Origin of the sequence: Campylobacter concisus (genome assembly GCF_002913545.1) — a bacterium.
Lineage (GTDB): Bacteria > Campylobacterota > Campylobacteria > Campylobacterales > Campylobacteraceae > Campylobacter_A > Campylobacter_A concisus_AV.
On the sequence record NZ_PPBR01000120.1, the window covers coordinates 86484 to 98010 of the forward strand.

15 protein-coding genes and 1 tRNA gene are annotated in these 11527 nt (G+C 40.3%); 11 read left to right on the plus strand and 5 right to left on the minus strand.

Going from position 1 to position 11527, the window contains the following annotated elements:
• Complete coding sequence (locus CYP05_RS08085) at nt 1-576, minus strand: BON domain-containing protein (RefSeq protein WP_103642569.1); 576 nt, start codon at nt 574-576, stop codon at nt 1-3.
• 75 nt (nt 577-651) lie between these two features.
• Here CYP05_RS08085 and CYP05_RS10005 point away from each other — a divergent pair.
• A tRNA-Sec gene (locus CYP05_RS10005) sits at nt 652-749 on the plus strand.
• 11 nt (nt 750-760) lie between these two features.
• Here CYP05_RS10005 and CYP05_RS08090 read toward each other — a convergent pair.
• Together CYP05_RS08090 and modA are read right to left on the minus strand one after the other, a co-directional pair.
• Nucleotides 761-1420, minus strand: a complete 660-nt coding sequence (locus CYP05_RS08090; protein ID WP_103642570.1) for a molybdate ABC transporter permease subunit — start codon at nt 1418-1420, stop codon at nt 761-763.
• 8 nt (nt 1421-1428) lie between these two features.
• Complete coding sequence (gene modA, locus CYP05_RS08095) at nt 1429-2127, minus strand: molybdate ABC transporter substrate-binding protein (protein ID WP_103642571.1); 699 nt, start codon at nt 2125-2127, stop codon at nt 1429-1431.
• A 127-nt stretch (nt 2128-2254) separates the two neighbouring features.
• Here modA and CYP05_RS08100 point away from each other — a divergent pair, with 127 nt between their 5' ends.
• The 10 genes from CYP05_RS08100 to CYP05_RS08145 all read left to right on the plus strand — a co-directional run bounded on the left by CYP05_RS08100 (nt 2255) and on the right by CYP05_RS08145 (nt 9900).
• On the plus strand, nt 2255-3343 hold the full coding sequence (locus CYP05_RS08100; protein WP_103642572.1) for a nicotinate phosphoribosyltransferase: 1089 nt from the start codon (nt 2255-2257) through the stop codon (nt 3341-3343).
• A gap of 8 nt (nt 3344-3351) precedes the next feature.
• Nucleotides 3352-3849, plus strand: a complete 498-nt coding sequence (locus tag CYP05_RS08105; RefSeq protein WP_021084669.1) for a hypothetical protein — start codon at nt 3352-3354, stop codon at nt 3847-3849.
• A gap of 112 nt (nt 3850-3961) precedes the next feature.
• Nucleotides 3962-4777, plus strand: a complete 816-nt coding sequence (locus CYP05_RS08110) for a menaquinone biosynthesis family protein (RefSeq protein WP_430747664.1) — start codon at nt 3962-3964, stop codon at nt 4775-4777.
• Nucleotides 4774-5043, plus strand: coding sequence for a flagellar biosynthesis protein FliQ (gene fliQ / locus CYP05_RS08115; RefSeq protein WP_223154231.1), 270 nt, complete (start codon nt 4774-4776; stop codon nt 5041-5043). The genes CYP05_RS08110 and fliQ overlap by 4 nt, the downstream gene beginning before the upstream one ends.
• Nucleotides 5040-5837: a UDP-N-acetylmuramate dehydrogenase gene (locus tag CYP05_RS08120; RefSeq protein ID WP_103642574.1), complete on the plus strand. Its 798-nt coding sequence runs from the start codon at nt 5040-5042 to the stop codon at nt 5835-5837. The genes fliQ and CYP05_RS08120 overlap by 4 nt, the downstream gene beginning before the upstream one ends.
• An 8-nt stretch (nt 5838-5845) precedes the next feature.
• Nucleotides 5846-6334 carry an addiction module antitoxin gene (locus tag CYP05_RS08125; protein ID WP_103642575.1) on the plus strand — a complete coding sequence of 163 codons (489 nt, stop codon included), beginning with the start codon at nt 5846-5848 and terminating at the stop codon, nt 6332-6334.
• Between the two features lie 62 nt (nt 6335-6396).
• Nucleotides 6397-7494 carry a recombinase RecA gene (recA, locus tag CYP05_RS08130; RefSeq protein ID WP_002940852.1) on the plus strand — a complete coding sequence of 366 codons (1098 nt, stop codon included), beginning with the start codon at nt 6397-6399 and terminating at the stop codon, nt 7492-7494.
• Entirely contained in the window at nt 7494-8744 is a 1251-nt protein-coding gene (eno, locus tag CYP05_RS08135; protein ID WP_103588313.1) for a phosphopyruvate hydratase, read from the plus strand. The genes recA and eno overlap by 1 nt, the downstream gene beginning before the upstream one ends.
• A gap of 104 nt (nt 8745-8848) precedes the next feature.
• Nucleotides 8849-9031, plus strand: a complete 183-nt coding sequence (locus CYP05_RS10290) for a hypothetical protein (protein ID WP_178140078.1) — start codon at nt 8849-8851, stop codon at nt 9029-9031.
• 5 nt (nt 9032-9036) lie between these two features.
• A complete protein-coding gene (locus tag CYP05_RS08145) occupies nt 9037-9900 on the plus strand; it encodes an AMIN domain-containing protein (protein ID WP_103642576.1) in 864 nt (287 codons plus the stop codon).
• A gap of 624 nt (nt 9901-10524) precedes the next feature.
• Here CYP05_RS08145 and CYP05_RS10375 read toward each other — a convergent pair.
• Nucleotides 10525-10602 (minus strand): hypothetical protein, encoded by a 78-nt coding sequence (locus CYP05_RS10375; RefSeq protein ID WP_430747665.1) that lies wholly within the window; start codon nt 10600-10602, stop codon nt 10525-10527.
• Nucleotides 10603-10850: 248 nt separating this feature from the next.
• The gene (locus CYP05_RS08155) at nt 10851-11441 is read right to left on the minus strand and encodes a LemA family protein (RefSeq protein WP_103642577.1); all 591 of its coding nucleotides are present in this window, start codon (nt 11439-11441) and stop codon (nt 10851-10853) included.
• Between the last annotated feature and the right edge of the window lie 86 nt (nt 11442-11527).

Genomic DNA, 11527 nt, shown 5'->3' on the forward strand with positions numbered 1-11527 from the left:
TTATTTGATAACTTTGATAAACGAATAGACATCAGCCACGCCATCAATGTGCTTAGCGTACCAAATGGCGTGCTTTTCTTGCTCGATGCTATCTACCACACCGCTAAAAACAACGTCACAGCCAACGATGCTAACACGCACATTTGTGCCCTCAACGACGCTATCTTTAAAGAGATTTTGCTTTAAATTTGCAAGTATGCTCAGGCTATCGCACGGATATTCGCTCTTTTTTATCCTAAGATAGGTGTAAATTTTTCGCACTCCGTCCGTGCTTTTGGCAAGCTCAACTAGCTTACCTTCAAGCTCTTTGCTATCAACAAGCCCTATGAGATAGGCGTCGCCGTAAAAGACCTCTATCTCGATGTCGATGTTGCTAAGCCCTTTTGAAAACAAAATTTTGCTTTGTAGCTTGCTTTGGATAAATTTATCACGAGAGATCGAGTAGATGCCGCGTTTATCGCGAGAAATGGAGTATGCGTCATATACATTTAGTGGCGCTGTTGCTGGAGTGAGGACTGAGGAGCAAGAGCAAAAAAATAAGACCAAAAATGCAAAAACGCTAAATTTAGAAATCATAAATCCTTTTGTAATTTCAAAAAGTTTATAGAAAATGGGCTAAAATTTATCTAAATCTGCTAAAATAACACGCACGGAGGATAAAGTAATCTGGTGATGCTCACGGGCTTCAAACCCGATGACTGGGCGGTTGACCGTCTGGTGGGGAGTTCGATTCTCTCATCCTCTCGCCACTTTTATATTTTTAAGTCCTACTTTTTTCTAGCAAATTTATAATAACAAATAAGATAAAACTAAGCACAACTAAAACAAGACTTAAAGCGAGCGCCTGATCACTTCTGCCGTCATAGACTGCGTTGTAGATAGCAAGTGAGATGGTATCTGTTTTGCCTATGATATTGCCGCCTAAAATGAGCGTTATGCCAACCTCGCCAAGCCCTCGTGAGAGCGCTAGGATAAAGGCTGCCGCCACGCTTTTTGCTATACTTGGGAAAAGCACTAAAATGGCTGTTTGAAATTTATTTTTACCAAGGCTGTATGCCGCCTCACTAAGGCTTTTTGAAAGTGAGCTAAGCGCTGAGGCTACGGGCTTTACAAAAAGTGGCAATGAGGCTATGAAAGCAGCTATAACAAGGGCTTTAAAGCTAAAGACGATCTCTAAATTTAAGGCCTTGCCGATGATGCCATTTTTGCCAAGTAGATAAAGCAGTAAAAATCCAGTTGCAATGGGCGGAAATATGAGCGGGAAGGTGACTATCATCTCGGCAACTGCTTTAAATTTAGAGCTGCTAAAAGCTAGAAAATAAGCAAGAGCTAGCCCAAAAACGGCTAGCAAAAGCCCCTGGCATAAAATGACCTTTATGCTTAAAAATAGCGGATCAAACAGCCAAGCGAGCTCTTGCAAATTTCGCCCTATCTTATGCCAAATTTAGCGTAAATTTCTTTTGATCTCTCGCTTTTTAGCTCGTTTATAAATTTCTCGCAATCAGCCTTTTTCTCGCATCCTTCAAGCTTTGCAGCCACGATGTTTGCTGGTGCATAAAGCGCCTTATCTATCAAGATAAAACTACCAAATTCATCCTTGTGTGCGTTTAGCTCAGTTTGGTTGATAAAGCCAGCATCAACTTCGCCGTTTAATATATAGGTAACGACCTGTGGCACGCCTGCAACTGCTAAAATTTTATCCTTTAACTCGCCCTCTAAATTTGCTTTTTGCATAAACTCACTAGCTCTCTTGCCATAAACTGTCTTTGCCGCGTCTGGCATAGCGATTTTTGAAAACTTTTTTAGCTCATCAACTTTTTCTATTTTCACGCCCTTTTTAGTAGCTAGCACCAAGGCGCCAGAGCCTAAATTTACATATTCAGTGATCTTTAGATCAGACTTTTTTAAAAAGTCCTCATCGCCCACGATCACGTCAGTTTTGCCCTCTTTTGCCTGCGCCATGATCGCTTTGATGTTTGCAAAAGAGGTGTCAATATTTACTCCGTCTTTTTTAAGATTTTGCGCGACTGCTTCGACTATCTTTTTATATCCACCGCCCGCACTAACTAGCAAATTTTCATTGCTAAATGCAAAGACTGCGGCCATTAAAAGCAAAAATTTTTTCATACTTTTTCCTTTAAAAATAAAATTTCACGATTTTATAAAATATACTCTTATATATTCTTAAAATATATTTTTACAATTTTACTATTTTGCCAAAATGGTATAATCTCGCAAAAACAAAAGGATAGGCATGAACGAACTCGAGCTAAAGATGCAAGGCAAGATAGATAGGCTAACAGATAAGACTTTTAGGCTAGATCCAAGGATCGGCGAGGGCTACTTTACGGCGAAATACTTTCTAAAAGTAAATGAGATAATTAAGCAAAACCTGCCTGATAAGCATGTGACAATGCAGTTTTTCCAAAGGCGTGATGATATCGTTCTTTGCGGTATCGACGAGGTTTTAGCAATAATTAATAAATTTGCCAAAAACCCAAGTGAGCTTGAAATTTACGCACTTGATGATGGCGATATCATAAACGCAAACGAGCCAGTTTTAAAGATAAGCGGTAAGTATGAAAATTTTGGTTTTTTAGAAAACGTCATCGACGCGACGCTCACTAGAAGAAGCTGCGTGGCGACAAACTCCAGAGACGTGATAAAAGCGGCAAATGGCAAGGACGTCTTTAGCATGGCAGACAGACAAGATGACATCTGCACGCAGACAGGCGACGGCTATGCCTCATTTATCGGCGGCATCAAAAAGGTCGCCACAGACGCTCAGGGCGAGCTTACAGGGCTAAAAGGTGGTGGCACCATGCCTCACGCGCTCATTCAAATGTGTGGCGGAGACGTGGTGAAGGCTTGCCAAATTTATGCTAAAACCTTTGAAAACGAGCAGATCACGGCACTAGTTGATTACAACAACGACGTGATAACAGACGCTTTAAAGGCTGCAAATGCCCTAAAAGAGAGGCTTGGCGCGGTTAGAGTTGATACTAGTAAAAATTTGATAGATAGGTATTTTGAAGGCAAAGATACGAGTAAATTTGACCCGCACGGCGTTTGCAAGGAGCTTATATTTGCCCTAAGAGAGGCACTTGATAAAGCTGGCTTTAAGCACGTCAAAATCGTCGTTAGCTCAGGCTTTAACCCACAAAAAATGAGTGAATTTGAGAAATTTAACACCCCAGTTGATATTTATGGCGTGGGAAGCTATCTTGTTAAAAATGACATTTGTGGCTTTACAGGCGATCTAGTCGAGCTAAACGGCAAAAGTGAGGCTAAATTTGGCAGAAAAAATTTCGCTTCAGATAGGCTAAAGAGAGTTAAATTTTAGGAGAGAAGATGAAATTTATAAAAATTTTAACGATTCTGTCGCTTTTACTGACTGCTTGCACCGCTGCAAACTACGCTAACGCCTTTGAAAAAGTTGGCATCCTTGAGGACGGAGTTTATCGCTTTAGCCAAAATGGCATCGGAGTCAAAAAAGACCTGCTTGTAAAGGTGATCTCAGTGCAAAATGCGGACAACTCACGCAAAAAGATCATCTCCATGCTAAATATCCCTAAAAAATCTAAAATTACAGACTTTAAAACAAGCGACGCAGGCGTGATTGTCTGGCCATTTTACGAGTTTGAGGGCAAATTTATAACGACAATAATCGTTGAAAATATAAAAAAAGAAGATAGCGATCAAAAACTGATTAAGATGCTTGAACTTAAGCATCCATTTTACTCAACGCTCCAAGCTCGAAGAAAAGGGGCTAAAGACGCCATAGACGTGAAATACGTGCTAAATTTCAAAGAGGCAAAGCTGGTAAAATCGTTTCAAAACCGCCCTTAAAACTTTATTTTAAATAAATTTCATTAAAATGGCGTAATCAAAAAAAGGATCATCTTTGCACAATCTAAAAACTATAAACGTCGCTCACTCGCCAGACGCTGACGATATTTTCATGTATGCCGCGGTCAAATTTGGCTGGGTTAGCAGTAAAAATTTAGCCTTTACATCAAAGGCGCTTGATATCGAAACGCTAAACGAAGAGGCACTAAAAGGCACTTATGAGGCCACAGCGATCAGCTTTGCACTCTATCCAAAAATCTGCGATGAATTTGCACTTTTACGCTGTGCGGTGAGCTTTGGCAACGGATATGGCCCAAAGCTTATCAAGCTAAAAGATAAACAGCTAAAGCGAAATTTCAAGGTCGCACTATCTGGCAAAAACACGACAAATGCCCTGCTTTTTCGCATAGCCTACCCAGAGGCAAGGATCGTTTATAAAAATTTCTTAGAGATCGAAAATGCCGTGCTTAGCGGCGAGGTCGATGCTGGCGTGCTCATACATGAAAGTATATTAAATTTCTCTGACAAGCTCTGCGTCGAGCGTGAAATTTGGGACATCTGGAGCGAACTAAACGGCGAAAATTTACCCCTTCCACTTGGTGGCATGGCGCTTAGACGAAGCCTACCGATAACTGATGCGATCGAGTGTGAGAGAGTGCTTAGCGAGGCCGTTAGGATCGCCACTTCACACAAGCCATTTTTATCTCACATGCTAATGGAGCGAAATCTCATCAGAGTTGGCAAAGACGAGCTTAAAGCGTATCTAAATTTATATGCAAATGACGAGTCAATCAGCATGAACGAAACTCAGCTAAAAGCGCTAAATAAGCTCTATCAAATAGGTTACGACAAAGGCTTTTTTGAAAAGCCAATCGACGTAAACGACTACCTAATCCCAACTGAATACAACGAAGTAAGGTTTAGCTGATGCAAAGCACGCTTGTCTCGCTTGGAGTTGAAACCTTTAAGATCGCCCTTTATATCAGCCTTCCGATGCTGCTAAGCGGACTAATAGCAGGTCTTATCATCTCCATCTTTCAAGCGACCACGCAGATAAACGAAACTACGCTAAGCTTCGTGCCAAAAATTTTGCTAGTCGTCGTTGTCATCATATTTTTGATGCCTTGGATGATCTCGATGATGGTTGAGTTTACCACTCGCATGCTTGATTTTATACCGGAATTTATCCAGTGACGAGGCTTGTTGATTTTTCTAAATTTACCTCTGTTAGGATCGGTGGCGTGCATGAAATTTTCGAGGTTGATAGCCTTGAAGATCTAAGCTCACCTCAATTTTTAGGCTCTGTGATGATAGGCGGGGGCAACAACTTGCTTATCTCGCCAAATCCCCCAAAAATGGCGATGCTTAGCAAGAGCTTTGGCTACATAAATTTAGAAATTTGTGATGAAAAAATTTGCCTTGAAATAGGTGCTGCGACAAAATCAGCCAAAATTTATAACTTCTGCAAACAAAACAATATAGCCGGCCTTGAGTTTTTAAAAAATATCCCTGGCACGCTTGGCGGACTTATCAAGATGAATGCTGGGCTGCTTAAATTTAGCATAAGCGACAACCTCACGCATGTGCGTCTGGCTCGTGGCTGGGTGAGCAAAGATGAGATAAGCTTTAGCTACCGTCACAGCGGTATAGATGAGGCCATTTTGGGAGCTAAATTTAAGCTTCAAAGCGGCTTTGACGCGAGCATATCTGAAGCCATAAGCGCAAAAAGAGCAAATCAACCAAAAGGCGCTAGCTTTGGCAGCTGCTTTGTAAATCCAGATGGGCACTTTGCAGGGGCATTGATTGAAGCAGTTGGACTAAAGGGGTATGCGATCGGCGGAGCGAAATTTAGCGAAGAGCACGCAAATTTTTTGATAAATTTTAACCACGCAAGCTTTGAAGACGCCACTAGCCTTATAAATTTGGCTAGAGCTAGAGTTTTAGAGAAATTTGGCATAGAGCTTAAGACTGAAGTTTGCATTTTATAAGGATGATGATGAGTGAGTTTTTAAGCGAAGTTTTTACCCTTTCACTTTTGTTTATAGCTATCGGCTTTTACGCTATTTATAGGGCTAAAAAGGCACAAAGCGAGCACGAGAAAAATATGGCTGATTATGATAAAAATCTACTAAATTTTGCTCAAATTTTAGGTGTGAAAAACTACATCGACCTGATTAAATTTGATGAAATTTTAGCCCAGGCCTTAAAAGAAAAACTAATTTTTAAATTTAATAAATCTACTACCAAAGAGGAATTTATCTCTTTTATAAAAGATGAAAATTTCAAAACCAAACCCCAAATTTTACAAAATCATATCGATGAAGCTTTTTTAAATCTTTGCGCAAGCTCGCTTATAGAGCCACTAAAGCTAGCGATACTAAAAAATGAAGATCAAATTTATGGATTTTTGTTTGAAAAAGAGCACCTTTTTGCTCTCATTGATAGCGCTGCACTGCTTGGCGAAAATATTATAATTTGCGAGTAAATCAAGTAAAATTCATCTCTTTTTAGATAAAATCAAGCCAAATTTCAACTATAAGGTAAAAAATGGCAAAAGAAAAAGATAGTGACAAAAAGATAGCTATCCCAGAGAGCGAAGCGGACAAGAAAAAGGCGCTTGAGCTTGCGCTAAAGCAGATCGATAAAGCTTTTGGCAAAGGCACGCTTTTAAGACTTGGCGACAAAGAGGTTGAGGCGATCGAGTCGATACCGACTGGCTCGCTAGGACTTGATCTGGCTCTTGGCATAGGCGGCGTTCCAAAAGGCAGGATCATCGAGATCTACGGACCAGAGAGCTCTGGTAAGACTACTCTCACACTTCACATCATCGCCGAAGCGCAAAAAGCTGGCGGAATTTGTGCATTTGTCGATGCAGAGCACGCACTAGACGTAAAATACGCTTCAAATTTAGGCGTAAATACCGATAATCTCTACGTCTCTCAGCCAGACTTTGGCGAGCAGGCACTTGAGATCGTTGAGACACTTGCAAGAAGCGGTGCTATCGATCTTATCGTAGTTGATAGCGTGGCCGCACTTACTCCAAAGAGCGAGATAGACGGCGACATGGGCGATCAGCACGTTGGCTTGCAAGCAAGACTAATGAGTCAGGCGCTTAGAAAGTTAACTGGAATTTTAAGCAAGATGAAGACAACTGTTATCTTCATCAACCAAATTCGTATGAAGATCGGTATGATGGGATATGGCACGCCAGAGACTACAACTGGCGGTAATGCGCTTAAATTTTACTCATCTGTAAGGATCGATGTCAGAAAGATAGCCACACTTAAACAAAATGACGAGCCTATCGGCAACCGCACAAAGGCAAAAGTCGTTAAAAACAAGGTCGCGCCTCCATTTAAAGTGGCTGAATTTGACATTATGTTTGGCGAGGGTGTGAGCAAAGAGGGCGAGATCATCGACTATGGCGTAAAGCTCGATATCATCGACAAATCAGGCGCGTGGTTTAGCTACAAGGCCGAAAAACTAGGTCAAGGCAGAGAAAACGCCAAAGCCTACCTAAAAGAGCACCCAGAAATTTCTGATGAGATAGTAGCGGCGATCAAAGGCTCAATGGGTATAGACCACCTAATAAGCAGCGGCGCAAAAGACGAAGACGACGACACAAACGAAGCAGGAGATGAATAATGGTATTTATTGAAGATGTAGAAGCTCACGAGGTTTTAGACAGCAGAGGCAACCCAACAGTTCGTGCGACAGTTAGACTAAGCGACGGCACCGAGGCAAGCGCGATCGTACCAAGTGGCGCAAGCACTGGCAAGCGTGAGGCGCTCGAGCTTCGTGATAAAGACGAGAGATATGCTGGCAAAGGCGTTTTAAAGGCTGTTTCAAACGTAAATGAAAAGATCGCAGAAGCAGTGATAGGACTTGATGCTTACAACCAAAAGGCAGTCGATGCGGAGATGCTTGAGCTTGATGGCACGCACAACTACTCAAATTTAGGCGCAAACGCTGTCCTTGGCGTATCTATGGCGGTAGCTCGCGCAGCTGCAAAGAGTCTAAATATCCCGCTTTATCGCTACCTTGGCGGTGCAAACGCTAGCATCTTGCCAGTGCCGATGTTTAACATCATAAATGGCGGCGCGCACGCAAATAACAGCGTTGATTTTCAAGAATTTATGATCATGCCATTTGGCTTTAGCACATTTAGCGAGGCACTAAGAGCTGCAACTGAAATTTATCACAAGCTAAAATCTATCCTAAACGCAGCTGGTCACAGCACTGCTGTCGGCGACGAGGGTGGCTTTGCTCCAAATTTAAAAGACAACGAAGAGCCACTAAAGCTTATCTCACAAGCTATAAAAGAGGCTGGATATGAGCTAGGCAGCCAGATAAAGCTAGCACTTGATGTCGCTTCAAGCGAGCTTTACAAAGACGGCAAATACGAGCTTGAAGGCAAGAAATTTAGCAGCGACGAGCTTATTAGCTACTACGAAAAACTTTGTGAAAAATATCCGATATTCTCTATCGAAGATGGCCTTAGCGAGGATGACTGGAGCGGCTGGGCTGAGCTTACAAAAAGGCTTGGCAGCAAGGTGCAGCTAGTTGGCGACGATCTTTTTGTCACAAATGAGAAAATTTTACGCGAAGGCATCGAGAAAAACATCGCAAATGCGATCTTAATCAAGCCAAATCAAATAGGCTCAGTCACGCAAACTATGCAAACTGTCCGCCTTGCTCAAAGAAACGGCTACCGCTGCATAATGAGCCACAGAAGCGGCGAGAGCGAAGATGCGTTTATCGCTGACTTTGCGGTCGCACTAAACACTGGCGAGATAAAGACAGGTGCTACCTCAAGAAGCGAGCGCAACGCGAAATACAACCGCTTGCTCGAGATCGAGCTTGAGGCGGGTGAGTTTTTAGGGGATAATATTTGAGCGAAATTTTAGATGAATATGGCAAAGAAGATGGCATATTTCATAAAATCATAAAATTTGTTCGCCCGACATTACGCTACGTCATAGCCACCATTTGCGTGGCTATGTTTGCCTTTTACGTGGGCAACATGATGTTTGGCAAACGCTCACTTGACGTGATGCTAAGCCTTCAAAGCAAAAAAGAGAGGCTTAGCGAAGACGTGGAAATTTTAAAAAAGATGAATGCACGTCTGCAAAAAGACTATTTTGAACTACAAGGCCTTGAGCCAGACTCTAATAAAAAGTAGGAACGATGAAGAAAATTTGGTTAGTTTTATCTATCTTGACTGCGAGCTTATGCGCCAGAGAAAACCCATTTATGCCTATTAGCGAGCTAAACACAAGCGTTATGACGACAAACGTCGTAGAGAAATATGACAGCTTCAACTCGCTCTCGTTTAAATTTCCAAGCGATGCGATGCTTTTGCTTGATGTCACCATAAGATATAGAGCAAATGACGGCAGCATAAAAGAAAAAAGACTAACTGATATAAACAAAACTATCGACTGGAACGATGAATTTGCCATAAGCAAGATGAAAAATCCAGAATCAGTCGCAGCTAAAAAACTAGACGTCTCAGTCACGATGGCGGAGGTGCCAGCTCAAAAGGTTAGCACGCCAGTGATAATAGAAAAAAATGAGACTAAAATTTCAAATAAAGATAGAAATAAAACCTCAGACGTACCAACTCCAAACGTCGTAGTGATCGACCTTGGCACAAAAAAAGCAAAAGAGCCAGCTAAACCTGAGCAAAAGGTAGTCGAAGTAAAGATCGAGCCAACCACAAAGCCTGTTCAAGAGACAAAAAGTAGTGAAAAAAAAGAGGTTAAATTCTTAGGATTTGTGAGCTTTTTAGTGCATGAAAAAGAGCTAAATATCATCACAAAAGCTAAAAATTTAAAACACTTTGCCTATGAAAAAAACAAGATCGTACTTGACTTTGCAAAACCTCCAAGAAGCTTTAAAACTAGAAATTTAAAGCTTGAAAACGAGACATTTAAAAACGTCATAATCGGCTGGCATGATAAGTATTTCAGAGTGGTTTTAGAGCTTGATAAAATGCATAAATATAAGCTTGAAACCGCCGAAAATGGATATGTGCTTAAGCTTTTATAGTTAGTTTTCATTTAAACAATATAAAAGAGTTAATTTCTAAACTCTTTTATATTAATAAAAAGTATTGCTAATGATTTTTAAATCATTTATAAAAACTTCATTATCAGATAATAAACTGGCAAATGATCAACTCTACACACCAATATTTAATTCATAAGATAAGACTTCTATGTAAATTTTAAGATACATAAATGAATATACTTCAACTCTTACTATAACAATCATATAAATAACCACTTTAAAAAACGCTGTAGTGATTAATTTTAGTTCTAAAATTTGAACTAAAAAGGTAAGTGAAGTCAAATTTTAGTAGTCAATTCTTATGGGTGAGTATAATTTTAAAATCTGTAAAAAATAATAATTTTATTTCTAAATCGGGTCAATTTTACCATCCACCGCTAGCTCCGCCGCCGCCACTAAAACAGCCTCCTCTGCCGCTTGAGCGACCACCTCCGCCATTTGAGTCTTAACCACCTCGTCTAAAGCCCATTGACAAAGAGCCGCCCTGGCTATTTTTATATAAAAATGTCTTTTAAAATGAGAAAAAATACCGCAAATATAAAGGCAAAAACGCCCTTTTTCACGTCTTCGCTTATCTTGCCATTAAACTCAGCTATCATCACACTATTTATGATCTACACCTTCAAGCCCGTATCCAACCTCTATGCGGATTTTTTCATTTTGAACGACCACTAAAAGCACGCCGTTACTATCTTATTTTGACTTAGTTTTAATTTCTAGCTATCTCAAGCGATAGCTCTTGGATGCTCTTTCTAGTAAATTTAAAGTTACTATGGCGATTTGTGTGATACTATTTTGCTCTAAATTTTGCGCTAAGCTCTTGAGCTTACCTCTTTGATTATTTGAAAAGATATGGAGTTTATTATTGATCTACTCGTTAAAATTTATAGCAAAGCAAAAGGTAAAAAGCAAAAGCTCTTTCATAACTTCTAAAACGAAACCTGTGGATTTTTCGCGTCTTCGCTGCCGACTTCTATGTCTTGTTTTAGTTTCATCTCAGGATTAAACATTCTAGCTACAAATTTACCAGGAAAGCCCTTTATAGCTATATTATACTCTCTTACGGCCTCTATATAGTCGCGTTTTGCTACACTTATGAGATTTTCTATGTCCTCAAGCTGACCTTGAAGTAGGAGAAAATTTTGATTTACTTTTAGCCCTGGATAGCTTTCACTAACTGTCATCAGTCTGCCAAGTGCAGAGCTTAGCTGACCTTGAGCCACCATAAATTTTTCTATCTTCTCTTCATTATCACTAAGGCTGCTTGTATTTATATCTATTTGCATACTCTTACTTCTTGCATTTGCTACCTCTTCAAATACCTTTTGCTCATGAGTTGCATAGCCTTTTACAGTTTCAACTAAATTTGGCACGATATCGGCTCTTTTTTTGTATTGGTTTAGCATCCGCGATAACTTTTCATTTGTATTTTCATCAAGCGCAATAAACGAATTTGCATATTCAAAAACACTAAAAAATAGTGCCACTATAACCACTACAATGGTTATGACATTTTTCATACTCTTCCTTTAAAATGGTTTTTAATATAAATAAAACTTAAAAATTATGGATATAAATTGAAGTGAGTGCTTAGAGCGCACTCACT